This is a genomic window from Streptomyces sp. ERV7, assembly GCF_001653515.1.
Lineage (GTDB): Bacteria > Actinomycetota > Actinomycetes > Streptomycetales > Streptomycetaceae > Streptomyces.
Map to the genome: position 1 here is coordinate 243,256 of NZ_LYOY01000001.1, position 22,740 is coordinate 265,995.

The following is a 22,740-nucleotide window of genomic DNA, read 5'->3' on the forward strand; positions in this document are numbered from 1 at the left end:
CGACGGACCGAGGCGAAGGTCAGTCGACGTCCTGCCCGTCGACGATCCAACTGACGCTTCCCCGCCCCTCCGTCCCGCCGTGCCCGATGGCGAGATGGAGGAACCAGATCTCGTCGCTGGACAGCTCCCAGGTGAGACAGGTGAGCCCGGCGACGAAGGCGGACACGTCCGCCGCGGGAGCCGCGACCGACAGTCCGGCGAACCGCCTGAGCATCCGCCAGAGGGCGATACGTCCGAGCGCCGCGGACGCTACCGTCCCGTACGCACTGCTGCCGCCGAGCGCCAGCACGAGGTCGGGGTAGGCGGCGGCGAACGGGATGGGCGTGGCGTACGAGGGCCGCTCGTGGGCCGGGAGTGCGCGGAGGTACCGGGCGGTCGCCTGGTGCACGTCGCAGGCCACGGGTCCGGAGACGCCGACGAAGCAGTACGTGGGCGCGCCCGGCACCAGGGGCTCGGGCGCGGCGAGCACGGGTACGGCGCCGCCGCCGGCGGCCGGGAGCCGCGTGCGCCCCTCGCGCCCGACGGAGGAGAGCGAGGCGATGGCCGCGCCCCCGCTGCTCCGCCCCGACGAGCCGGGATGGTCCCCGGCATCCCAGAACTCCGCCTCCCAGGGAGCGAGTGCCAGAGGCACACCACCGCACGCCCCCGGATCGAGCCCGTCGGCGCCGGCCAGATCCTCCCCGCGCAACACGCGCGCGTGCGCCACGAGGTGCCGCAGCAGCGGATGACGCAGATGGGGCCCGACTTCCTCCCAGACCCGGACGTGCGCCAGCGTCTCCCAGAGCGCGCCGGAGTGGGCCAACCCGTCCTCGTACTCCCGCTCCAGGATCCGAACGGCGTCCGCGCCCCGGTCGGCGGGCAGCTCGAAGACGGCGACGCGTGCGACGCGGGCGCGGCACTGGCGTAGTTCGCGGTCATCGGGGGGTGCGTCGGCGAGGGCCGCGTCCAGTGCGTCGTAGAGCTGGATCAGCTCGTTCCAGTTCTGGTGGTCGGCGAGTTGGTCGGTGCGCTCGAAGACCTCGCCCCAGGTGAAGTGGTGTCTCATGTCAGGACAGTCTGTCGGCCAGGAGCTGGAGCCATGCGGCCGGGGTGTACGGGGCCGGTGGGTCGACCTCCATTCCCAGTTCGGCGACGGCGAGGGCGCAGTCGGTCTCGTCGAGGCGCAGGGCGAGGAGTTCGTGGACCTCCCCGGCCGCCCTGGCGGCGAGCGAAGGGTCGGTCATGTCCAGATAGTCCTGGAGTGCCGCCTCGTGGTCGGTGAACTCGTCCGGCATGTCCTGGGAGAACCAGCCGCCGAGGAGCTGGGCGAGCTCGGGGAAGCGGGCGTGCCACTCCCAGTGGGTCGCGGGAGCGCCCGGCGGCGGCAGCTCGCCGTCCTCGATGCTCTGCCTCAGGTGGTCGGCGAGGATCAGCAGCCAGCGCTGTACGTCTGCGCCGGGGAGGTCGGTGTCCGGTACGGCGTAGAACTCGCCGAGCCGTCGGCGGAGCCTGCCGGGCGGGTTGCGGGCGTACTCGCGCAGCTGGGACTCGGCGGTGGCCAGGGCCCAGGGGCGGGTGTGCCAGGTGTGGCGGAGATAGGCGTTCAGGGCGGCGCTGCGCTGTTCCGGCGTGTCGTCGGCGGGCATGCCCAGGTAGGCGCGCAGGACCTGGTCCAGCTCGCCGTACTGGCGGTCGTGCTGCAGAGGTTTGAGGGACACGGTCGGCCTCAGACGTAGACGGGGAAGGTGGCGTGGACAGTGAAGCCGTGGGGGTTGGCGTCGCTGCGTTTGAGGATGACGCGCGCGGCACGGACATCGACGGGGTCCCGGCCCGCCAGCATCATCGCCTGGAGCAGGACGCGCCCGACGGGCTCGGGACGGGAGGGCCAGCCCGCCTCGATGGTGAGCCGCTGCCGCGCGGACTGGGCGAGCCAGCGGTGGATCACCTGCTCATTGCGCGTCACGACCTCCTGGGTGGCCCACTGTGCGGTGGCACGGTCGGTGTACGTGGCGGAGCGGGTTCGCATGGATGACTGCCTATCGCGAGGCGGGGGCGGCGCCCAGTGGTCCGGGGGCTGTGCGGAGAGCGTACGGCTTCAGGTTCACGGCGGCGGCTGGCGGTCGGAAGGCATGGAGGTGAGGACGACGTACGGCGGGTGGCCGCCCGGGACGGGGCGGATGACGACGAGGACGTTCATGGAGGGGTGTGGCGCCGGGTCACCCGCCGTCCAGGTCGTGCCGGTCGGCTGGGAGAAGGTCAGCCCGAGCTCGCGTCTGGAGGAGGGTGAGTGGGGGGTGTTGGCCAGGTAGTTCTGGAGTTTCTGCTGGTTGCCGGGATCGTCAAGGACGGCCTGGGTCAGCCGCTGGGCCGTGGCGAGATCCGCGAACGTCGAGGCCTTGGGGGGAATGGCCGGGTTGGTGCCCGGGGCGTCGCGCAACCGCTGTCCGAGCTGCTCGTCGGTCAGCCCTACGTGCCGGTCGATGACGTGGGCGCCGCTGACCCCCTCTTGGTTGGCGAGGTCCACCGGGAAGGTGTGGTTGTGCTCGTGGTCACCGGCGACGGTGTAGAGAGGGTTCCCCTTGAAGTCGGTGAGCGCGCGCGCTCCGAACGCCTCGGCGCGGGCTTCCTCCTTGCGGAACTCCGGAACGCTCAGGAAGGCCTCGTCGAGCGCGGCCATGAGCTTGTTGAGTTCCGGTATCTGCCGGGTGACGCGGTTGTTGTAGGCGTCGACGGCCTCGTTCAGCGCGTGCTCGTCGAGGTGCAGGACGATGCCGACGCTGAGGTCCTCCAGCGACCTGCCCAGACTCTTGCCGAAGTCCTCCCACGTTTTTAACTTGAAGGGGTTGCCGACATCGATGTGCGGCAGGGAGTTGAGCACGGCTCTGCGGTAGATCTGGTGGAGGTCGTGCCGTACGTCCTGGGCGGCCTGGGCGTACGCGTGGAGGGCCTGACTCACCGCACCGCAGGTGTCGTTGATCACCGCCAGGACCGGATGGGACATACCAGTGTTGTTGGCCTGGTCGTGGGACCAGACGTAACCGTCGCGGTTGGTTCCCCAGGCGGTCGTGCCCCATACCGCGCTGCAGAACTGGCGCATGGCGGTGTACCAGTCGCTGTTCGTCTGGTCGGTGATCCCGGCCAGCACATTGACCAGGTTGCCGTCGGTGGTGCCGGCCACCGAGCCGGGGATGATCCACGCCTGGGCGACCTCCTGCAACCGCTGGTGGTTGGGCAGCGGCAGGATGGTGGCCGCCTTCCCGAAGCGGCAGGCGTGCTCCAGCAGGGGGCGTAACACGATGAGGATGACGGCCTCTACGTGTTCGAGCGCGCTGTCGATGAACTCCTGGGCGTCATCGTGGGACCCCCATTTGAGACCGGGTACGTCTCGGTAATCCGGCGGTCTGTCGATGACCGCCGGGGGCTGGTGGTGGGGGATCCCGATGTTGCCGGAGGGCCCGGTGGGCAGGGTGGCCATGTCGGCTGTGGCGTAGTTGTTCGCCGTGACGGTGAAGCCGACGGCGGCGCCGCCGATGCCGGCGACGGATTTGGCCCACACCTCCAGCAGCCGGTTGCCGACTTTGGTGTAGGCGTCGGCGAACTGCTGGGCGGCAGTGCCGAATCCACCGCAGTCGGGGTGTTTCTCCAGCTCGTCGAGGAAGCGTTCGGCTGCCTTGTGGAAGTTGTCCTGCTGGACGCCGATGTTGTCCGAGGCGGTGTAGAGCTCGGCGGGCGGCACGGAGAAACCGCCGTTGGGTGAACCGGCGGTGGGAGCGGTGGCCGGGCCGGCCATCAGGCGGCACCCCAGCCCCGCAGGACCGCCTGATGGGCTGCCGCGTAGTTGGCGTGCCCGGTGGTCACCACTTCGTGGAGCCATGCCTGCCGGGTCTGGAGGTCCTGCATGTCGCGGTCCCACCGGTCGAGTTCGGCGACGAACGCGTGCCGCGCTTCGCCGTCCCAGGTGAGCACGACCTTCTCGGTACGGGTGTACAGCGCGTCGAGCCTGTCGTTGAGCTGCTTGAGGATGTCCTCCAGCTCACCGGCGAGCTCACGGAGGGCGCTGAAGCGTACGGCTATGTGCTCGTCGGGGCCGGACATGACGGTGGGCCCTCCTCGGGGTCTGGGCGGTGGGGCGAGGTTCCGGGAGATGGGGGCACGCCTACAGATCGCTGATGCCGCTGCGGGATCCGGGCGCGGAAGGGGGAGCCTGAAGGGCATCGGCTTCGCGGCCGACGTCGATGTGGTCCTGGATCTGGCGCATCTGGGCTAGGACGGCGAGATCCTGTTCACTGAACCCGTCCCTGCCGAGCCGTACGGCCTCTTCCACGACGGCGAGGATTTCCCGTATCCGCACGGCATCCTTGGCGGCACCGCGGTGCAGGTCGCGGTAGGCGGCCGAGGCGGGCCCGCGCCATCCGGCCTCGATGCGGTCGACGATGCCGTCCATGCGCCGGACCTGCTTGTCGAGATGGTCCTGCATGTCATGCAGATCTCCGGCGAGCGTGGCCAGCCCGTCTTCCTCGGGCACACCGAGATCCGGCTTGCCTTGCATGACGCCCACCCCCCGTAGACAGCTGCGTCGGGACTCTATAACGGAGGTGTGGGGGAGGGGAGTTGGGATTGAGCCAGATGAGGTGGTACGGGCTCCTCGGGCTCGTACGCGTACGCGCGGCCCTCCTCCGTACGCCGGTCGGATACGGAACGGCTCCCGCCGCCCGTCCAGCGGCCGCGCAGCGCGATCAGCACCGCCATCGCGATCGCGAGCAGCAGCAGGGAGACGGAGGTGGCGGCCTCGGGGGAGTTCTGGAGGAGCAGATAGACCTGGAGGGGGAGGGTCTGGGTGGTGCCGGGGAGGTTGCCCGCGAAGGTGATCGTGGCGCCGAACTCGCCCAGCGCGCGCGCCCACGTCAGCGCGGCCCCGGCGGCCAGACCGGGCGCGACCATCGGCAGCGTGACGGTGAGGAACACCCGGAACGGGGAGGCGCCGAGCGAGGCCGCCGTCTCCTCGTAGCGGGGGCGCAGCCCGCCGAGCGCGCCCTCCAGGCTGATCACCAGGAACGGCATGGCCACGAAGGTGGCGGCGACGACCGCGCCGGAGGTGTGGAAGGGCAGCGTGATGCCGAAGGTGTCCTCCAGCCACGGCCCGAGCAGCCCGCGCCGTCCGAAACCGAGCAGCAGGGCCACACCGCCGACGGTCGGCGGCAGCACCATGGGCAGCAGGACGAGCGAGCGCACCAGCGCCTTGCCGGGGAAGTCCACGCGCGCGAGGAGCCACGCCAGCGGCACCCCGAGGACCAGGGACAGGCCGAGTGCCCAGAACGAGACGAGCAGGGAAAGCTTCAGCGCCTCGGTGACGCCCGGGCTGGACAGATGCGTACCGAGGTCGCCCCACGAGGTGCGGGCCAGGATGCCGACGAGCGGCATCAGCAGGAACGCCACGGCGAGCAGCGCGGGCACCAGGAGCGTGACGGGGGCGCGCAGACCGCCGGAGCGGGCGCCCCTGCTCCAGCGGTGCGGGCGGCTGTGGTTCTTCATCGCGGCTTCCTGGGGGGTGCGGGGCCGTCCGTTGCGCCCCCCGTGCGGAACGGACGGCCCCGGCCTGGGGTCACGGCTTCTGGAAGCCCGCGTCCTGGAGGATCTTCTGCGCCTCGGGGCTGCTGAGCCACTGCACGAAGGCGGCGGCCGCGTCGGCGCTCTTGGAGGTCTTCAGGGTGGCGGCGGGGTACTGGGCCACCGCGTTCTGGGCGTCCGGGATCTCCACGGCGTCGACCTTGCCGGTGGCGGAGGCGGCATCCGTCTTGTAGACGATGCCCGCGTCGGCCTCCCCGAGTTCGACCTTGGTGAGGACGGCCCGTACGTTCGGCTCCTGCGAGACCGGCTTGACCGTGACCTTCTGCGCGTCCAGGACCTTCTTGCTGTAGCGGCCGACCGGCACCTCGGGTGCGGCGAGCACGACCTTCAGCTTGGTGTCGGCGAGGTCCTTGAGGGCGCCGACCTTCTTGGGGTTGCCCTTGCCGGTCGCGATGACCAGCCGGTTCTTGGCGATGACGGTGGCGGCGCCGGTGTCCGCCTTCAGCCCGTCCATGGTCTTGGTGTCGGCGGTGACCAGGGCGTCGGCCGGGGCGCCCTGCTTGACCTGGGCGGCGAGCTCCTGCGACCCGGCGAACGAGAACGTCACCTTGGTGCCGGGGTGCGCCTTCTCGTACGCGGCGCCCGCCGTCTTGAAGACGTCGGTGAGCGAGGCGGCGGCGAGGACCGTGAGCTTCGCGGCCGGCGCGGCGGTGGAGCCCTTGGAAGCGCCCTGGTCGCTCTTCTTGTCGTCGTCCTTGGAGCAGGCGGCGAGGGGGACGAGCAGGGCGGCGGTGACGACGGCGGCCGCGGCGCGGCGCCGGGTGAGGAAGGGGGCCATGGGGACGGTACTCCTTGGGTGCTGAGCCGCGCCGGTGACGGCGACGCCGCGGGGAACGTGGACGTACTGCGAGGACGTACGGACGTGTCCTTTACGGGTGTCCTGAACTGCCCTGACTGTCCTGAGCGGGCGGGTCCTAAGCGCGGTCGATGTGCACGCTGGTCGACTTCACGCGGGCGGTGGCCTGCATGCCGACTTCGAGTCCCAGCTCCTCGACGGCCTCCCGGGTGAGCAACGAGACCAGCCGGTGAGGGCCGGCCTGGATCTCGACCTGGGCGGCGACATCGCCGAGCTTCACGGCGGTGACGATGCCCGGGAAGGCGTTGCGGGCGGAGGTGTACGAGACGTCGTCCTCGCCGGTGCCGCTCTGGGCGACCTCGACGGAGAACGCGGCCAGGTCGCGGCCGTCGATGAGACGGCGGCCGCTGTCGTCGCGGTGGGTGGCGACGCGGCCCGCGTCCGCCCAGCGGCGGGCGGTGTCGGGGCTGACCCCGAGCAGGCGGGCGGCCTGACCGATCGTGTAGGACTGCATGTGCCACAAGATAGGCCAGTTCAGGCCGCATTTACAGATGCTTTGGGGTTATGTACATCGCAGGTGCGATGCCGGTGGAGGAAGCTCCAGGGGGAGTGCGGGGGTGGTCCGGCGCGGCGTCGCGCCTACCGGGACGCGTTGCTGGACAGGTGTCGTACGGGAAGGTCCGCCCAGTCGGCGGGATCGGCGACGAGAGGCTCGTCGTGGACATGCTCGTCGGCGACCGCGCGCCCGCTGAGCGCCGGCTTCGACAGCCGCCTCAATCGGCGCGCGACGTCCCCGGCTCACGGCCAGACAAGGCAATAAGGCTGATGCCCGGCCTCGTGCAGCCGCACGGAGAAGTCCTGCCACTCGTGCAGCAGCTGGTACACGTTGAACGCGTCGCGGGGGCCGCCGCGGTCCGGGACCGTGGACCAGATGAAGGCCGCCGCGCCCACCGTCTCCTCGCCCACGCCGCGCAGGGGGTCGACCACCGTCATCGGGAGTTTGACCACCGCGTAGTCGGGGTGGAGGACGACCAGCTCCAGCGGGGGGACCTTGTGCAGCGGTATGCCCTGGATGCCGGTGAGGACCATCGCCGCCACCGTCTCCGGCTTGATCTTGGTGAACATGCCGCCCATGCCCAGCTCGTCGCCGCCGAGTTCCTCGGGGCGCATCGAGATCGGCACCCGGGCCGCGGTGGCTCCGTCGGGCGCGCCGAAGTACTTGTAGGTCACCCCCACTCGGCCACTTCCGTTTCCCGGACCCGTGACGCGGTCGATCCGTTCGATCCGTTCCTCCGCGTCGCGCCGGTGCCGTCCCCGCCGACGGGCGCGCTCGGGACCCCGGTCATCGGTCCCCTCGCCCAGTCCGCCACCGCGATGCATATCTTTCACCCGATTGCTTGTAGCCCGACTGCTTTGTAGACGGCGCGACCCCCGCCGCGCAACCCGATCATCGTGTCAGTGACCTCCCCCACCGGGGTGCGGTGAAACACCTGTCCGCAAGAACGTCCGGGCCTCTGCCACCATGGCTGTGTGAGCTATCCGTACGAATACGACGCCCCAGTTTCGCAGACGCTATTCGACCGCGCGTCCCTCGTGACGCCCGGCGGCGTGAACTCCCCCGTCCGTGCCTTCCGCGCCGTGGGCGGTACGCCCCGGTTCATGGTGTCCGGTACGGGGCCCTATCTGACCGACGCCGACGGGCGCGAGTACGTCGACCTGGTGTGTTCCTGGGGTCCGATGATCCTCGGGCACGCGCACCCCGAGGTGATCGCGAGCGTGCGGGACGCGGTCGCGCGCGGCACCTCCTTCGGTACGCCGGGGGAGGGCGAGGTCGCCCTCGCCGAGGAGATCGTCGCCCGGGTCGAGCCCGTCGAGCAGGTCCGCCTGGTGTCCTCGGGCACCGAGGCGACCATGTCCGCGATCAGGCTGGCCCGCGGCTTCACCGGCCGCGCCAAGGTGATCAAGTTCGCCGGCTGCTACCACGGTCATGTCGACGCGCTGCTCGCCGCCGCCGGTTCCGGCGTGGCCACGTTCGGGCTGCCGGACACCCCGGGCGTCACCGGCGCCCAGGCCGGCGACACGATCGTGCTCCCGTACAACGATCTGGACGCGGTCCACGCCGCCTTCCACGCCCACCCGGGCGAGATCGCCTGTGTGATCACCGAGGCCTCGCCCGGCAACATGGGCGTCGTCCCGCCCGCCGACGGCTTCAACGCGGGGCTCAAGGCCGCCTGTGCCAAGAACGGTGCGCTGTACATCTCCGACGAGGTCATGACCGGCTTCCGGACCTCGAAGGCCGGCTGGTACGGCGTCGACGGCGTGAAGCCCGACCTCATGACCTTCGGCAAGGTCATGGGCGGCGGCTTCCCCGCCGCGGCCTTCGGCGGCCGCGCCGACGTGATGGCCCACCTCGCCCCGGCCGGCCCCGTCTACCAGGCGGGCACGCTCTCCGGGAACCCGATCGCCACCGCCGCGGGCCTCGCCCAGCTGCGGCTCCTCGACGACGCCGCGTACGTGAAGGTCGACGCGGTGTCGAAGGAGATCCAGGGGCTCGTCACCGCCGCGCTCGCCAAGGAGGGCGTCGCCCACCGGCTCCAGACGGCGAGCAACATGTTCTCCGTCTTCTTCACCCCGGACGAGGTGCGCGACTACGAGGACGCGAAGAAGCAGGAAGCCTTCCGCTTCACCGCCTTCTTCCACGCGATGCTGGCGAACGGCGTCTACCTGCCGCCGTCCGCCTTCGAGTCCTGGTTCGTCTCGACCGCCCACGACGAGCGCGCGATCGAGCGCGTCGCGGCCGCGCTGCCCGCCGCCGCCCGTGCCGCCGCGGAGGCCACCGCATGAACGACAGCAGCAGCGACCTCACCGTCGTCCACCTGATGCGCCACGGCGAGGTGCACAACCCCGACGGCGTGCTCTACGGCCGTCGCGCCGGCTACCACCTCTCCGAGCTCGGCCGGCAGATGGCCGACCGGGTCGCCGAGCACCTGGCGGGCCGCGACATCACCCACGTGGTGGCGTCCCCGCTGGAGCGCGCCCAGGAGACGGCCACCCCGATCGCCAAGGCGCACGGCCTCGACCTCGGCACCGACGAGCGGCTGATCGAGGCGGGCAACGTCTTCGAGGGCAAGACGTTCGGCGTCGGCGACGGCGCCCTGCGCAAGCCCGCCAACTGGAAGCACCTCACCAACCCGTTCCGCCCCTCCTGGGGCGAGCCGTACGTCGAGCAGGTCGTACGGATGATGGGCGCCCTGGACGCGGCGCGCGACGCGGCCCGCGGCCATGAGGCGGTCCTGGTCAGCCATCAGCTGCCGATCTGGACCGTGCGCTCGTTCGTGGAGCGGCGGCGGCTGTGGCACGACCCGCGCAAGCGGCAGTGCACGCTCGCCTCGCTGACCTCGTTCACCTACCGCGGCGACAAGATCGTCTCGGTGGGCTACAGCGAGCCGGCCCGCGATCTGGTCCCGGCGCACCTGCTGGCCGGCGCCAAGCCGGTGAAGGGCAAGGCGAAGGCCTTCGGGGCGTGAGCCCCGACGGGCGGGCGCGGGCCGTGGGTCGTCCCCACCCCGCACGGGGTCGTCGGGGTCACCGGGGCGCTCACTTCGGCATCTGCTGCTGGGCCTTGGCCAGGGCCGCCTTCACGGACTCGGTGGTGACCGCGCGGCCCGCCGCCGCGTCGGCCCACAGGCCCTTGACGGCGGTACCCACGGCCGTCTCGAACTGCGACTCCTCGGGAACCTGCGGCAGCGGGGCGGCGCTCTTCAGCAGGGTCTCCTTGAGCACCGAGGTGTCGGGGGCGCCGAAGGCGGGGTCGGCCTGCGCGGCCTTGACCGGCGGGATGGAGCCGTACGTCTTGTTGAGGATCTTCTGTTCCTCGTCGCCGGTCATGAACTTCACGAAGCTGAGGGCGCCGTCGCGGTTGTGGGTGTTCTTGAAGACGGAGATGTTGATGCCCGCGACCATCGAGTTGACGTTCCTGTCCGAGTCCGGGGTCCCGGCCGGGACGGGCACCGGTGCGACGCCCCAGTCCTCGGGCTTCATGCCCTGCGCGGCGAAGGTGGAGGCGGCGGCCTGCCACAGCACCATGGCGGTCTTCCCGGTGGAGAAGTCGCGCAGCGACTGGTTCTGGGCGTACTCCGCGTTGCCCGGCGCGACGATCTTGTCCTTGGCCATGAAGTCGACGTACTGCTTCACCGCGGCGACCGCGCCGTCCGAGGTGAAGGTGGGCTTTCCGGCGGCGTCGAAGAAGTCCGCGCCGTGCTGTCTGCCGAGCACGAACACCTGGTGGATGTTGTTGGCGAGGTTGGCGCCCTCGGCGCCCAGCGCCCACTTGCCGTCCTTGGAGAGCCGTTTGCCGTCCGCGACGAGCTCGTCCCAGGTCGCGGGCGGCTCGGCTATGCCCGCGTCGGCGAACATCTTCTTGTTGTAGTAGAGCGCGTACGACAGCGAGTACAGCGGGACGGCGGCCGGGTCCTTGCCCGGGGCGCCGGCCGCGGCGACCGCGGAGTCCGCGAACCGGGCCCGGCCGCCGATCGCGTCGAACGCGGCCCGGTCCCACGGCAGGAGCGCGCCGGTGGCCTGGAGCGAGGCGGACCAGGTGTTGCCGATGTTCAGTACGTCGGGGCCCTGGCCGGAGGTGGTGGCGGCGAGGATGCGGTTGAGCAGGTCGGACCAGGGGACGACCTCCAGCTTGACCTTGATCCCGCTCTGCTGCTCGAACTTCTTGAGCTCGGCGGTCAGGATCCTCTTGTCCGCCTCGATGCTCGGCCCCTGGTTGGACGCCCAGTACGTCAGGGACTTCGGGGAGTCGTTGCCGCCGCCGCCCGTGGCGGAGCCGCCGCCGCAGGCACTCGCGGTGGCGGCGAGAGCGGTGACGGTCGCGAAGGCAGCCGCGGCTCGGAGTCTGCGCATGGCGGGATCGCCCCTTTCCGGGGTTCCAGAGATGGCCGGGTTCAGGTCCTGAACGGACTCACGCCTTAATTTAGGACGTGAGTTAAGACCCGAGAGAAGGTCGCGTCAAGGCCCCGGGCGGCGGTATGTTGCACGCAGGGAGGGAGCCATATGGCCATGCCGAACAGACGAACCGTTCGTGACCTGCGGCGCGACAACCGGACCGCGGTGTTGCAACGGTTGTATTTCGACGGTCCGACGAGCCGTCAGGCGCTCGGCCCCGCCACCGGGTTGAGTTCAGGTTCCATCAGCAACGTGGTCACCGAGCTCGCCGCCGAGGGGCTCCTGGAGGACGCCGGTGTCGTCGAATCGGACGGCGGCAGACCGCGCACCCTGCTCCGGGTCACCCGCGACAGCGGCCACCTCATCGGGGTGGACGTCGGCGAGACCCGCGTCCGCGTGGAGCTCTTCGACCTGGTGATGAGCGAACTGGCGCGCGCGGAGCTCACCTTGACGGTGGACGGCTACGACGTGGACCACATCGTCGGGCTCATCCGCGACGGGGTCGCCGCCGTGCTGCGCGAGACCGGCCTGGCGCCCGAGCGGCTGCTCGGCATCGGCGTCGGCGTCCCGGGCATCGTCGACCGCAGCGGCCCCGAGGGCGCGGTGGTGCACGGGCAGACCATCGGCTGGGACGCGGTCCCGCTGGAGGCCCTGCTGCGCTCCGCGCTCACCGGTGAACTCCCGCCCGGCATCCGCCTCTTCGTGGAGAACGGCGCCAAGACGCTCGGCCAGGCCGAGATGTGGTTCGGCGGCGGGCGCGGCGCGCAGGACGCGGTGATCGTGCTGTTCGGCTCGGGCGTCGGCGCCTGCATCGTCTCCGACGGGCAGATCTACGGGGGTGCGCACAGCAGCGCCGCGGAGTGGGGCCACACCACGGTCCAGGTACGCGGGCGCCGCTGCCGGTGCGGGGCGCCGGGCTGCCTGGAGGCGTACGCGGGGGCGGAGGCCCTGGTCGCCCGCTGGCGCGAGGCGGGCGCCGCCCTGCCGGACGGCATCGAGGAAGAGGCGGCGGTGGCGGCGCTGGTGGCGGCGGCCTATCCGGAAGGCCCGGACGTCCCCGCCGAGGCGCCCCACGACCCCGTCGCGCGGACCGTGCTCGACGAGACCGCCGAGTACCTCGGCGCCGGGCTCTCCGACCTCATCAACCTCTACAACCCCGAGCGCATCCTCGTCGGCGGCTGGGCGGGGCTCCAACTCGGCCCGTACATCCTGGAGTCGGTGCGCGCCCACGCCACGGCGTACGCCCTGCGCCACCCCGCCGAGCGCGTCACCATCGAGCTCGGGCGGCTCGGCCCGGACGCGGTCACCGTCGGCGCCGCGACCCTGCCGCTGGCCGACTTCTTCGCGCGCGGCGGCCACCGCGCACCGGCCGACGGCGTGGCACCCGTCCCCGAGCAGCCCGGCTGGCGGGCCTCGGTCGAGGAGCGCGCCGCTCGCTGACCCCCGTACCGGCGACGGCGCCCGCCCTCAGGCCGACTCCCGTACCACCAGCTCCGGAGCGAAGACGACGGAGGTCACCGGGCGCCCCGGTGTCTCGATGTGCTCCTGGAGGAGCCTGGCCATCTCCGCCGCCATGTCCTCCACGGGCTGGCGCACGGTGGTCAGGCCGAGCCGCCCGGAGGTCGCCGCCGCACTGTCGTCGAAGCCCACCACGGCGACGTCGTCGGGGATCCTCCTGCCGTGCTCCCCCAGCACCTGGCAGGCGCCCCGCGCCATCACGTCGTTGCCGACGAACACCCCGTCCACGTCCGGGTGTTCGGCGAGGAGCCGTGCCATCGCCTCCTCGCCGCTGCGCTGGGTGAACCGCCCCTCGACGATGGGGACGTACGGCTGCCCCCGGCGCGCCATCGCGTCCCGGAACCCGGTGAGCCGGTCCTGGCCCGCCGGCACGTCCAGCGGCCCGGTGATGGTGGCGATCCGCCGGCAGCCCCGGGCCAGCAGGTGCTCGGCCGCCAGCCGCCCCCCGTCCGCGTGGGCGAGGTCGACGTGGCTGAGCGGCACCGGCCGGGCCGGGCGCGCGAAGAGCACGGCGGGCAGCCCGGCGGCGACGAGCAGCGCGGGCAGCGGGTCCTCGCCGTGCGCCGACACGATCAGCGCGCCGTCGGCGCTGCCCTGGCGCAGATACCCGGCGATCTGCTCCCGGTCGGCGGACGTCTCCGCGAACATCAGCACCGGATGCGTGGAGCGGGGCCGCAGGAAGCCCACGACCCCGGCGACCACCCGGCCGAAGAAGGGGTCGGCGAACACCCGGGCGGCGAACGCGTCCGGCCCGTCGTGCCCGGCGGACCCCCCGTCCACTCCCGACACCACCAGCGCGATCGTCCCCGCCCGCCGGGTGACCAGGGAGCGGGCGGCGCGGTTGGGCGCGTATCCGGTGGCCTCGACGGCCCTGCGCACGGCTTCCCGGATGCCGGGGTCGACGTTGCGGACGCCGTTGACGACACGGGACACCGTCGCCCGTGACACCCCGGCGACCCGCGCGACGTCCTCCAGCGTGGGCGCCCCGGCGCGCTCCCGCAGATCTCCGCTCATGGCGGCACTGTACGGGGGAGAGCGCTCCACCGGAGCCGAGGGCATCCCCCCTCACCCACGGCCTTCCCACCCCAACAACCGGTCTGCGTACAAGACTTGACGTGTCGGCACCGCCGGAGAACCATCTGGGTGCAGTCGGAGAGCGCTCTCCCGTATCCCGTTCCTCACCCCCACGACCCAGGATCGAGGCTCGATGCACGCTCCCCCCACCGGTTCGCCGGTGTCCCCCAGACCCTTCGCACATCCTCGGCGGCTCGCCGCCGCCGTGGCCGCCGCCCTGGTGGCCGCGCTGCTCCTGTTCGCCCCCGCGCCCGCCGCCCACGCCGACCCGCCGCCGCTCTCCCAGGGCCGGCCCGTCACCGTCTCCAGCCAGGAGAACGGCGGTACCCCGGCCGCCTCGGCCGTCGACGGCGAGGACGGAACCCGCTGGTCGAGCGCGTTCTCGGATCCGCAGTGGATCCAGGTCGACCTCGGCGCCCCGGCGGCGCTCGGCAAGGTGGTCCTCAAGTGGGAGGCGGCGTACGCCAAGGCGTACCGCATCGAGCTCTCCACCGACGGCACCGCCTGGACCACGGCGTACTCCACGGCCAACGGCCCCGGCGGCACCGAGACCCTGAATATCTCGGGCACCGCCCGCTATATACGGATGTACGGCACGGCCCGCGCCACCGGATACGGCTACTCCCTCTGGGAGTTCCAGGTGTTCGGCAGCGGGGGCGCCACCCTGCCCGGCGGCGGCGACCTGGGCCCCAACGTGCTGGTCTTCGACCCGTCGACCCCCGACATCCAGGGCAGGCTCGACCAGGTGTTCCGCCAGCAGGAGTCGGCGCAGTTCGGCACCGGCCGCTACGCCCTTCTGTTCAAGCCCGGAACGTACAACGGCCTCAACGCCAACCTCGGCTTCTACACCTCGATAGCGGGCCTCGGGCGCAACCCCGACGACACGACCATCAACGGCGATGTGACCGTGGACGCGGGCTGGTTCAACGGCAACGCCACCCAGAACTTCTGGCGCTCCGCCGAGAACCTGGCACTCAGCCCCGTCAACGGCACCGACCGCTGGGCGGTCGCCCAGGCCGCGCCGTTCCGGCGGATGCATGTGAAGGGCGGGCTGAACCTGGCGCCCAACGGCTACGGCTGGGCCAGCGGCGGCTATATCGCCGACAGCAGGATCGACGGCACGGTCGGGCCGTACTCGCAGCAGCAGTGGTACACCCGTGACAGCTCGGTGGGCGGCTGGACCAACGGCGTGTGGAACATGACCTTCTCCGGGGTCCGGGGCGCGCCCGCGCAGAGCTTCCCCAACCCGCCGTACACCACGCTCGACACCACACCGGTCTCGCGCGAGAAGCCGTTCCTCTACCTCGACGGCGACGACTACAAGGTGTTCGTCCCCGCGAAGCGCACCAACGCGCGCGATGTGTCCTGGGCCTCCGGCGCCTCGCCGGGCAGCTCGCTCCCGCTCGGCCAGTTCTACGTGGTGAAGCCCGGCGCGAGCGCGTCGACCATCAACCAGGCGCTCGCCCAGGGCCTCAACCTGCTGTTCACGCCCGGGATCTACCACGTGGACCGGCCGATCGAGGTCACCCGGCCCGGCACCGTGGTCCTCGGCCTGGGACTGGCCACCGTCGTGCCGGACAACGGTGTCACCGCGATGCGGGTCGCCGACGTCGACGGGGTGCGGCTCGCCGGCCTCCTCATCGACGCGGGGCCGGTCAACTCGCCCGTACTGCTCCAGGTCGGGCCGCCCGGGGCGAGCGCGGACCACGCGGCGGACCCGACGACCGTCCAGGACGTGTTCGTACGGATCGGCGGGGCGGGCGCGGGCCGGGCGACCTCCAGTATGGAGATCAACAGCAACCACACCGTCGTGGACCACACCTGGCTGTGGCGTGCCGACCACGGCAGCGGCGTCGGCTGGGACACCAACCGGGCCGACTACGGTCTGACGGTCAACGGCGACGACGTCCTGGCCACGGGTCTGTTCGTGGAGCACTTCAACAAGTACGACGTGCGGTGGAACGGCGAGCGCGGCCGGACGATCTTCTTCCAGAACGAGAAGGCGTACGACGCGCCCAACCAGGCCGCCGTGCAGAACGGGAGCGTGCGCGGGTTCGCCGCGTACCAGGTGGCCGACTCGGTGACCACCCACGAGGGCTGGGGACTGGGCAGCTACTGCTACTACAACGTGGATCCGACGATCGTCCAGGACCACGGCTTCCAAGTGCCGGACCGGCCGGGCGTACGGCTGCACGACCTGCTGGTGGTCTCACTCGGCGGCCAGGGGCAGTACGCGCACGTCGTCAACGGCACCGGGGCGCCGACCTCGGGCACCTCGACGACGCCGTCGACGGTGGTCTCCTACCCCTGAGTTCCCGCCCGACCGGGGGTGTGACACACGACTGCGCCGGTGGCCGCACGGGGCCACCGGCGCAGTCGCCACGGGGTGAGCGCTTCAGTGCCGGGTCGGGCGACGCCGGCGCGCGGCCCAGACGATGCCGCCGCCCGCGACGAGCACCGCACCGCCCATTCCGGCCACCAGCGGGGTCGAGCTCGACGAGCGCCCCGCCGTTCGTGCGATGGTGCTGCGGCGCGCGTACGACGAAGTGTGCTCGTCGTGGGCCCGTCGGTCAGAAGTCGAACACGACGCCCTGGCCCGCCTGCTTGAGGCAGGGGTTGCCGAACGTGTACTTGTAGGAGACGCGCTGGCCGTCCCAGACACCGTCGGCCGTGACGGTCATCGGGTTCCACTCCTTGGTACACACCACTCCGAGCGGCGGACCCGCCGTGATCGCGGCGAAGTTCCCCTGGTTGTGTTTGAGCTCCGCACAGGCCTTCTTGGCGGCCGGATGCGTGCCGGAGGGGGTGGGCGCGCAGCTGAGTGTCACCGCGCGCAGGACGGACGCACCGTCGTCTCCGTTGCCGGGCGCCACGGTCAGGACGAGCGCGGACGGCGGGTAGAGGCTCATCGCGGCACCCCGGGTGTCGTGCTGATCGGCGCCGGCCGCACCCGGTACGGCGACCGCAGCGCCGGCGAGCGCCAGCGCGGCCACCAGAGTCGTACGCCCAAGCGTCTTACGCATATCGAACACTCCTGTCATTCAGGGACCGATGAACGAGCCAGAGTCTTGTCCAGTCCCCGGGGCTCCGCAGACCGCCGTATACGGATCCGGTCACCCTCCGCCACCCCGCGATCGCTAGAAGTTGCAGGCCACAGCCACCCGAACGGTCGGCCGGGCTGATGGACGCCCGTAGAGAAGAAGGCGCAAAGCCGCCTCTACTTGGCTTTCTAAAGCAACCAGAACATTGAATCTTGAATAGTTAGGTTTCGATTCGATTTCATCCGAAGGCAACACCCGGGCCCTCCAGCCATGCCTCCGGGGCCGCCGGACATGCGCGCACCCGGGGCGGGCGTCAGAGTGGGGACGGTGCCGCGCTCGCCACGCCCGGCCCGCCAGGCGCCCACGGGCCCACACGAAGGAGCAGCACACGATGGAACACCGCATCCTCGCCGAGATGACCGAGCCCGGAGGCAGCACGCTCAAGGAGTGGCACATGGTCCGTGCCGGCCAGAGCGTGTCCATGTGCGGCCGTGAACTCGACATGAGCCGGGACCAGTTGCCGGCCGACGCCTGGGGCACCGAGCGGGCGCGGCCGTTCTGCCACACCTGCGGTGCCCTGTTCCTGCGCGAAGTGCCGTGAGGCGGGGCGCCCGGGCCGTACCGCCGTCCGCCCGCTATCCGCAGGGATGCGGCGCCCGCTCCAGCGGAACCAGCGGGCGGCGCACCACCGAGCCGGGCGGGCGCTGCGCCATCGACAGCGCCCGCAGGGGGCGCAGCCGGACCAGGGCCTGCGCGTCGGGCGACTCGGCCCGCAGCGTGAACCAGACGACCTTGCCGCCGGCCGTGGGGTGGGTGCCCCAGCTGTCGCTGAGGGAGGCCACCATGGCCAGGCCCCGGCCGTGGGTGGCGAGCGGCTCGCCACCGCCCAGGACGGGCAGTCGGGGGTCGCCGTCGAGGACGGCGGCGGTCAGACGGCGCCCCGTCCAGCGCAGTTCGAGGGTGCAGCGCTTGTCGCCCTCGGTGTGCCGGAAGACGTTGGTGAGCAGCTCGCACACACCGAGACTGACCGGCTGGATCAGACACTCCAGCTTCCAGTACCGAAGGTGTGCGGCGACGATCCGGCGGATCTGCGGCACCCGTTCGGGGGCGGCTTCGAGATCCAGGCTGTACTGACGGTTCACTTCCACGACCACGCCCACGACTGCGCTCCTCATCAGGACGGCCGGCGGACCGGCTGCCGCTTTGACAATGACAGCCCCGAGAAAGCGGAAAGTAGTCACTCGAATACAGAGGGAACGCCCTCAGCGTGACCCCATCCGGGTGAACGCGCAACACCGGCCCGCACGGCGGCGCCGGGTCCCGGCCGGTTCCGGCCCGTCCGGACGCCAAAGAGCCCCGGCAGGACGGGGGAGACCTGCCGGGGCTCGTACTGGGGGCGGGCGGTTCAGCGCTGCCCGCGTATAGATGAATCATAAACCATAACTGGACCGGCACCGCACCGGCGCCCCAGCGGTACTAGACCGACAGGCTGTCCATGAAGGAGCTCACCGAGAACACCGCGTTCCCCGGCCCCGCCGGCCCGTATCCGGGCGGGGAGGCCAGGCCGTACTCGTCCATCGTCGCCCGGTACGCCTCCAGGAGCCGGATGTGGTACTCCAGCGGCGCGCCCTGCGGGTTGGCCCTGCCGAGCGGGGTGGTCGGCTCGGGGCACCAGGTCGTGAAGCGCGGGGTGATCCCGCGCGACATGAAGAAGTGCAGCCCCTCGACGGTGGAGGCGATCGCCTCGTCGACCGTGGTGAAGCCGAAGGGCTCGGCCATCTCCACACCCGCGACGAAGTTGGGGATCACATTGCGCGGGCCGAAGATCTCCGCCGAGTCGAGGATGCGCCGGTGCCACTCGTCGCGCCCGACGTACTCCTCCTTGCCCGGGCAGTACAGCTCGAACAGCCGCCGGTCCCACACCTCGTAGTTGGGGTGGTAGATCCGCACGCCGTAGTCGTGGAAGCGCTGCACGTCCTCCTTGGGCAGCGCCTGGGCGACCACCTTCCCGGTCCAGCGGCCGGGGAAGCGCTCCTCGATCGCCTTCGCGTACATCCCGTAGAAGTCGGCCTCGTCGCGCCCGCCGACGTGCGAGGTGATCGCACCGCCGGTGAGGGTGTACGCGGTCGACGCCTTGGCGGTGTCGTACCGGTCGATGATCTCCAGCGCCTCCAGGATCTCCTCGACCGGCTTGACGCCCGTGTAGGGGCGCCCGGCCGCCTTGTGCTGGCGCCAGTTGTGGTTGATGTCGCAGTACTGGCACTCCTGCTTGGCGCCGAAGTACTGGCAGACCCGGAACACGGTGAGGTAGATCAGATAGCCCCACTGGATCGTCGGGGCCACCTCCATCACGGACTTGCCGTTGGACAGCTTGTGCCGGTAGTACTCCGGCATCGGCGGCAGCCCCACGTCCGAGATCCGCTTCCCGTCCAGATACAGACCGAGCATGCCGTGGTCGTCGGCGGCGACCCGGTACGGGGACTCCGGGTTGACCCGCACCGACACGACCGTGCGGCGCAGCTCGTACGGGCCACCGGTCAGCACGATCTCCTCCGGCGGGCGGCGCAGTGCGGCGGCGCCCAGCTCCGGCAGGGTGCGGTGGTCGAAGGAGAAGATGAAGTAGGACTTCGGCTTGACCTCCCCGGACTCGTTGTCGCTGAGGGCCGAGTCGTCGAAGGCCATCCCTCCGCGCAGCAGATCTTCCTTGATCACGGCTTCCCGGGGCACTCCGGGGAACCGGGCCATGAGTGATTCGACCTCATCGGTACGGCTGAGCATGTGCTGACGTCCTCCGGTCCAGTCGCGTTCCTGTCCTACTGAACCTATGCTCTCGCCGGCTTCGCCGATGGACTGGGCATCGACGACGAAGCCGGCGAGCTGTCGCCATGCTAGTCGCGGGACGATCTTCGGCGGATCGGTCCGGGGTCGCGCTTCTCCTCATCCGAAAGACTTAGGCACTTGCCGCAGGACCCGGCATCGCGGGTACGGGGCGTCCTCAGTGGGCGATGGAGTCGATCAGCTCGCGGGCTCCCTGGCGGAGCAGGGTGACCGCGACCGAGGTGCCCAGGGTGGCCGGGTCGAGCGGGCCCGCCCACTCGTGGGCGTTGAGGACCGTCTTTCCGTCGGGGGTGAACACACAGGCCCGCAGCGAGAGATCGCCGTTGCGGGTAGCTCTCGCGTACCCGGCGATCGGGCTGTTGCAGTGGCCCTGGAGGACGTGCAGGAACATCCGCTCGGCCGTCGCCTCGCGGTGGACGTCCGGATCGCCCAGGTCGCTCACCAGGTCGATCAGCTCGCGGTCGCCCTCGCGGCACTGGAGGGCCAGGATGCCCGCACCGATGGGCGGGCACATCACCTCCGGGGAGAGCACCTCGCTGATCACGTCCGTACGGCCGATGCGCTCCAGGCCCGAGACGGCGAGCAGCAGCGCGTCCGCCTCCCCCGCCGCCAGCTTCTCCAGACGGCGGTTGGCGTTGCCGCGCATCGGGACGCAGCGCAGTTCGGGGTGGGAGGCGGCCAGTTGCGCGACCCGGCGGACGGAGGAGGTGCCGATACGGGTGCCGGCGGGCAGTTCGTCGAGGGTGCGGCCGCCGGGGTGGATCAGGGCGTCGCGAATGTCGTCGCGTTTGAGGAACGCGGCGAAGACGGTCCCGGCGGGCAGCGGGCGGTCGGCGGGCACGTCCTTGACGCAGTGCACGGCGAGGTCGGCCTCGCCCGCGAGCAGCGCGGCGTCCACCTCCTTGGTGAACGCGCCCTTCCCCTCGACCAGCGAGAGGTCGCCCATCCACTTGTCGCCGGTCGTCTTGACCGGGATGACCTCGGTGGCCACCCGGGGGTGCAGGGCCGCGAGTTCGGCACGTACGCGTTCCACTTGCGCGAGCGCCATGGGCGAGTCACGCGAGACGATCCGGATCAACTCGGCAGTCGGCATGCGTCCACGATATGGGGAGCGCCCGCATCTCGCGCACACCGCCCCGTGACCTCAGTGTCTTTGTACGCCAAGGGAGTTGACGTCCGCCCCGGACGCGGCCCGCGACGATCAGCCGATAGGGAAAGCTGCCCTGCGATGGGGCGCGGAACGCCGACGGCCCCCAGCCCGCGGCTCGCGCGGGCGGGGGCCCCGGGGCGGGCGGCTGTGCGGGCAGCCGCCGCGGATCAGGTGGCCCTTCTGTTCTTGCTCATCAGCATGCCGCCCGCGACCAGCGCGAACAGACACACCGCACCACCGGTGATGATGTTGCTCAGGACAGCTCCGGTGCCGGGGTGGCGGGCGACCACCCACGGAGCGACGATCAGCCAGGCGCCCAACAGCAGGGCCACGAAGTTGAGGTCCTGCGACCGCTCCGGGGCGATGGACATGCACAGGCCCACGACCGCGAGAGCGATGCCGACGATCAGGTTCGTCAGGGCGAGCGTCGGCAGCGAGCCGGAGAAGTGCACGGTCCAGCCGGAGATGGCCGCGTAGATTCCGGCGAGGATCACGAGTTCCTCGACCGCCGCGACCCCTCGGGTCTCCAGTACCGCCGCGTACCTGTCGCGCATCTCCGATACGTCGGGGTGCCCGGATATGTCACCTGGTCGGTGAGAGACGTCGGCCATGTGACTCGCCTCCTTCTGATGCCTGCAAGTCTTTTGGCCCCGATGCGACATCCGGTCGCGATTCCAGTGTGCTCTTATCTGGCCTTTATGCGTACATTTAGCCGTTATCCAATATCTACAGAAGTTCCAGGCGTTCTGTGTAGAAATGCTTAGGCGGCAGCCTCGACGGCCGCCATCGCGCGCCGGTTGCGCCACCGCGACCACCTGCGCCGCAGCGCGGCCGGGCCCAGGTCGACGCGTCCGTGCAGCAGACCGAGCACGATGGCCGTGCCCACCGCGATCAGATGCTCGCGGCCGGCCAGATTGGGCTTCACCATCGCCTCGAACAGCATCGAGCCGCCGGTCAGCGCGAACACGACCGGCGCCCGGCGGATCACCGAGAGATAGGTGAACAGGCCGACCACGGCCGCGGACGGCCCCGTGTCCAGGATCTGCCCGATCTCCTTCGGCAGCCCGAGGCCGCCCCAGGTGCCGGGGCCGAGCGCGATCATGACGCGTGCGCTGAGCGTCCCGGCCAAGGTGGTGACGTACGCGATCACCAGCGTCCGGGTCCGGCCGAGCACGAGTTCGGCGAGGGCGAAGCCGAGGAACAGCTGGGTGAGGCCCGCCCAGACCGGCAGGTCGAGGGCCGGGACGAAGAGCGAGATGGGGGTGCGCAGCAGCGCCAGCCACAGCGGCAGATCGGCCTTGACCTCGCCGGTGAGCCGGACCACCACCGCACCGGCCCGCGTCAGATGGATGGCGTGGAAGACGGTCACCGCGACACAGGCGAGCACACCGAGGAAGAGGCCGCGCAGACCTCGGTTGACCAGTTGCCGTATGGGGTCGACGACGATGCCGTGGAACTCGCCGCGCAGGGTGCGCGCGAGGAACCGGATGAAACGCACCAGCACATCGGCCCGTTGCCCGCGGCCCTCGCCGCCCGCCACGGGCGGCACGCCCGGCGGGCCGGCCCCCTCGACCGGGTCGCCGTGGCCGCCCTCCACCCCGTCACGACGGCCGTCGGCCACTTGAAACACCGCTTGATCAACCCCTCACGCTGCAACGCCAGTCAGGTCGTGACAATCGGCGCGTAGCTCCCCAGCTCCCCACGTACCCCCAGATCGTGCACCAGGTCGAACACGCGCCGCGCACGGGGGGTCCACACCAAGG

23 protein-coding genes and 1 pseudogene are annotated in these 22,740 nt (G+C 71.1%); 5 read left to right on the plus strand and 19 right to left on the minus strand.

The annotated features are described in order from the left end of the window. Window positions 1-19 precede the first annotated feature (19 nt). From A8W25_RS01060 to A8W25_RS01105, 10 genes and pseudogenes are all read right to left on the minus strand, one after another. Window positions 20-1,045 (minus strand): hypothetical protein, encoded by a 1,026-nt coding sequence (locus A8W25_RS01060; protein WP_067154248.1) that lies wholly within the window; start codon window positions 1,043-1,045, stop codon window positions 20-22. 1 nt (window position 1,046) lies between these two features. Then, window positions 1,047-1,697, minus strand: coding sequence for a contact-dependent growth inhibition system immunity protein (locus A8W25_RS01065; protein WP_067154251.1), 651 nt, complete (start codon window positions 1,695-1,697; stop codon window positions 1,047-1,049). Between the two features lie 8 nt (window positions 1,698-1,705). Beyond that, a complete protein-coding gene (locus A8W25_RS01070) occupies window positions 1,706-2,005 on the minus strand; it encodes an RNase A-like domain-containing protein (RefSeq protein WP_067154255.1) in 300 nt (99 codons plus the stop codon). A 75-nt stretch (window positions 2,006-2,080) separates the two neighbouring features. Next, window positions 2,081-3,769, minus strand: coding sequence for an RNase A-like domain-containing protein (locus tag A8W25_RS01075; RefSeq protein ID WP_067154258.1), 1,689 nt, complete (start codon window positions 3,767-3,769; stop codon window positions 2,081-2,083). Further along, on the minus strand, window positions 3,769-4,074 hold the full coding sequence (locus tag A8W25_RS01080; protein WP_067154260.1) for a WXG100 family type VII secretion target: 306 nt from the start codon (window positions 4,072-4,074) through the stop codon (window positions 3,769-3,771). Before A8W25_RS01080 ends, A8W25_RS01075 begins: the two co-directional genes overlap by 1 nt. A gap of 61 nt (window positions 4,075-4,135) precedes the next feature. After that, the gene (locus A8W25_RS01085; protein WP_067156525.1) at window positions 4,136-4,528 is read right to left on the minus strand and encodes a WXG100 family type VII secretion target; all 393 of its coding nucleotides are present in this window, start codon (window positions 4,526-4,528) and stop codon (window positions 4,136-4,138) included. A gap of 44 nt (window positions 4,529-4,572) precedes the next feature. Next, window positions 4,573-5,511, minus strand: a pseudogene (locus A8W25_RS01090) (ABC transporter permease); the annotation flags it as partial. A gap of 70 nt (window positions 5,512-5,581) precedes the next feature. After that, window positions 5,582-6,385, minus strand: coding sequence for a molybdate ABC transporter substrate-binding protein (modA, locus tag A8W25_RS01095; protein WP_067154264.1), 804 nt, complete (start codon window positions 6,383-6,385; stop codon window positions 5,582-5,584). 136 nt (window positions 6,386-6,521) lie between these two features. Continuing rightward, window positions 6,522-6,917, minus strand: coding sequence for a TOBE domain-containing protein (locus A8W25_RS01100; protein ID WP_067154267.1), 396 nt, complete (start codon window positions 6,915-6,917; stop codon window positions 6,522-6,524). A 284-nt stretch (window positions 6,918-7,201) separates the two neighbouring features. After that, entirely contained in the window at window positions 7,202-7,783 is a 582-nt protein-coding gene (locus tag A8W25_RS01105) for a hypothetical protein (RefSeq protein WP_079125728.1), read from the minus strand. Window positions 7,784-7,933: 150 nt separating this feature from the next. On the opposite strand from A8W25_RS01105, the gene hemL reads away from it, so the two are divergent. Then, complete coding sequence (gene hemL, locus A8W25_RS01110) at window positions 7,934-9,247, plus strand: glutamate-1-semialdehyde 2,1-aminomutase (protein ID WP_067154274.1); 1,314 nt, start codon at window positions 7,934-7,936, stop codon at window positions 9,245-9,247. After that, on the plus strand, window positions 9,244-9,930 hold the full coding sequence (locus A8W25_RS01115) for a histidine phosphatase family protein (protein ID WP_067154277.1): 687 nt from the start codon (window positions 9,244-9,246) through the stop codon (window positions 9,928-9,930). Before hemL ends, A8W25_RS01115 begins: the two co-directional genes overlap by 4 nt. A 70-nt stretch (window positions 9,931-10,000) precedes the next feature. On the opposite strand, the gene A8W25_RS01120 is transcribed toward A8W25_RS01115, so the two are convergent. Then, window positions 10,001-11,314, minus strand: coding sequence for an ABC transporter substrate-binding protein (locus tag A8W25_RS01120; RefSeq protein WP_067154280.1), 1,314 nt, complete (start codon window positions 11,312-11,314; stop codon window positions 10,001-10,003). 150 nt (window positions 11,315-11,464) lie between these two features. On the opposite strand from A8W25_RS01120, the gene A8W25_RS01125 reads away from it, so the two are divergent. Further along, entirely contained in the window at window positions 11,465-12,796 is a 1,332-nt protein-coding gene (locus A8W25_RS01125) for an ROK family protein (RefSeq protein WP_067154284.1), read from the plus strand. 27 nt (window positions 12,797-12,823) lie between these two features. On the opposite strand, the gene A8W25_RS01130 is transcribed toward A8W25_RS01125, so the two are convergent. Continuing rightward, window positions 12,824-13,888 (minus strand): LacI family DNA-binding transcriptional regulator, encoded by a 1,065-nt coding sequence (locus A8W25_RS01130; RefSeq protein WP_067154287.1) that lies wholly within the window; start codon window positions 13,886-13,888, stop codon window positions 12,824-12,826. Between the two features lie 193 nt (window positions 13,889-14,081). On the opposite strand from A8W25_RS01130, the gene A8W25_RS01135 reads away from it, so the two are divergent. Further along, a complete protein-coding gene (locus A8W25_RS01135) occupies window positions 14,082-16,259 on the plus strand; it encodes a discoidin domain-containing protein (protein WP_067154290.1) in 2,178 nt (725 codons plus the stop codon). 84 nt (window positions 16,260-16,343) lie between these two features. Here the strand turns inward: A8W25_RS01135 and A8W25_RS35525 are convergent, their stop codons facing one another. Together A8W25_RS35525 and A8W25_RS01140 are read right to left on the minus strand one after the other, a co-directional pair. Further along, window positions 16,344-16,610, minus strand: a complete 267-nt coding sequence (locus A8W25_RS35525; protein ID WP_324616172.1) for an LAETG motif-containing sortase-dependent surface protein — start codon at window positions 16,608-16,610, stop codon at window positions 16,344-16,346. Next, window positions 16,519-16,971, minus strand: a complete 453-nt coding sequence (locus A8W25_RS01140) for a subtilase-type protease inhibitor (RefSeq protein ID WP_067154293.1) — start codon at window positions 16,969-16,971, stop codon at window positions 16,519-16,521. Before A8W25_RS01140 ends, A8W25_RS35525 begins: the two co-directional genes overlap by 92 nt. A gap of 409 nt (window positions 16,972-17,380) precedes the next feature. Between A8W25_RS01140 and A8W25_RS01145 the strand changes: the two genes are divergently transcribed. Then, the gene (locus tag A8W25_RS01145; protein WP_067154296.1) at window positions 17,381-17,590 is read left to right on the plus strand and encodes a hypothetical protein; all 210 of its coding nucleotides are present in this window, start codon (window positions 17,381-17,383) and stop codon (window positions 17,588-17,590) included. Between the two features lie 34 nt (window positions 17,591-17,624). Here A8W25_RS01145 and A8W25_RS01150 read toward each other — a convergent pair whose 3' ends face one another. The 5 genes from A8W25_RS01150 to A8W25_RS01170 form a co-directional block, all read right to left on the minus strand. Next, window positions 17,625-18,149 carry an ATP-binding protein gene (locus A8W25_RS01150; RefSeq protein WP_234386088.1) on the minus strand — a complete coding sequence of 175 codons (525 nt, stop codon included), beginning with the start codon at window positions 18,147-18,149 and terminating at the stop codon, window positions 17,625-17,627. Window positions 18,150-18,465: 316 nt separating this feature from the next. Then, entirely contained in the window at window positions 18,466-19,767 is a 1,302-nt protein-coding gene (locus A8W25_RS01155; RefSeq protein WP_067154298.1) for a radical SAM protein, read from the minus strand. Between the two features lie 217 nt (window positions 19,768-19,984). Beyond that, entirely contained in the window at window positions 19,985-20,920 is a 936-nt protein-coding gene (gene hemC / locus A8W25_RS01160) for a hydroxymethylbilane synthase (protein WP_067154301.1), read from the minus strand. 224 nt (window positions 20,921-21,144) lie between these two features. Then, the gene (locus tag A8W25_RS01165) at window positions 21,145-21,588 is read right to left on the minus strand and encodes an SPW repeat protein (RefSeq protein ID WP_079125730.1); all 444 of its coding nucleotides are present in this window, start codon (window positions 21,586-21,588) and stop codon (window positions 21,145-21,147) included. 149 nt (window positions 21,589-21,737) lie between these two features. Next, window positions 21,738-22,517 carry a hypothetical protein gene (locus A8W25_RS01170; RefSeq protein ID WP_420708403.1) on the minus strand — a complete coding sequence of 260 codons (780 nt, stop codon included), beginning with the start codon at window positions 22,515-22,517 and terminating at the stop codon, window positions 21,738-21,740. Window positions 22,518-22,740 lie beyond the last annotated feature (223 nt).

Coding starts and splice junctions, on each gene's coding strand:
- A8W25_RS01125 (WP_067154284.1), top strand. CDS start 11,465: ATGGCCATGCCGAACAGACGAACCGTTCGTGACCTGCGGCGCGACAAC.
- A8W25_RS01115 (WP_067154277.1), top strand. CDS start 9,244: ATGAACGACAGCAGCAGCGACCTCACCGTCGTCCACCTGATGCGCCAC.
- A8W25_RS01100 (WP_067154267.1), bottom strand. CDS start 6,917: ATGCAGTCCTACACGATCGGTCAGGCCGCCCGCCTGCTCGGGGTCAGC.
- A8W25_RS01130 (WP_067154287.1), bottom strand. CDS start 13,888: ATGAGCGGAGATCTGCGGGAGCGCGCCGGGGCGCCCACGCTGGAGGAC.
- A8W25_RS01060 (WP_067154248.1), bottom strand. CDS start 1,045: ATGAGACACCACTTCACCTGGGGCGAGGTCTTCGAGCGCACCGACCAA.
- A8W25_RS01080 (WP_067154260.1), bottom strand. CDS start 4,074: ATGTCCGGCCCCGACGAGCACATAGCCGTACGCTTCAGCGCCCTCCGT.
- A8W25_RS01085 (WP_067156525.1), bottom strand. CDS start 4,528: ATGCAAGGCAAGCCGGATCTCGGTGTGCCCGAGGAAGACGGGCTGGCC.
- modA (WP_067154264.1), bottom strand. CDS start 6,385: ATGGCCCCCTTCCTCACCCGGCGCCGCGCCGCGGCCGCCGTCGTCACC.
- A8W25_RS01070 (WP_067154255.1), bottom strand. CDS start 2,005: ATGCGAACCCGCTCCGCCACGTACACCGACCGTGCCACCGCACAGTGG.
- A8W25_RS01105 (WP_079125728.1), bottom strand. CDS start 7,783: ATGCATCGCGGTGGCGGACTGGGCGAGGGGACCGATGACCGGGGTCCC.
- A8W25_RS01075 (WP_067154258.1), bottom strand. CDS start 3,769: ATGGCCGGCCCGGCCACCGCTCCCACCGCCGGTTCACCCAACGGCGGT.
- A8W25_RS01165 (WP_079125730.1), bottom strand. CDS start 21,588: ATGGCCGACGTCTCTCACCGACCAGGTGACATATCCGGGCACCCCGAC.
- A8W25_RS01155 (WP_067154298.1), bottom strand. CDS start 19,767: ATGCTCAGCCGTACCGATGAGGTCGAATCACTCATGGCCCGGTTCCCC.
- A8W25_RS01135 (WP_067154290.1), top strand. CDS start 14,082: ATGCACGCTCCCCCCACCGGTTCGCCGGTGTCCCCCAGACCCTTCGCA.
- A8W25_RS01145 (WP_067154296.1), top strand. CDS start 17,381: ATGGAACACCGCATCCTCGCCGAGATGACCGAGCCCGGAGGCAGCACG.
- A8W25_RS01120 (WP_067154280.1), bottom strand. CDS start 11,314: ATGCGCAGACTCCGAGCCGCGGCTGCCTTCGCGACCGTCACCGCTCTC.
- A8W25_RS01140 (WP_067154293.1), bottom strand. CDS start 16,971: ATGCGTAAGACGCTTGGGCGTACGACTCTGGTGGCCGCGCTGGCGCTC.
- hemC (WP_067154301.1), bottom strand. CDS start 20,920: ATGCCGACTGCCGAGTTGATCCGGATCGTCTCGCGTGACTCGCCCATG.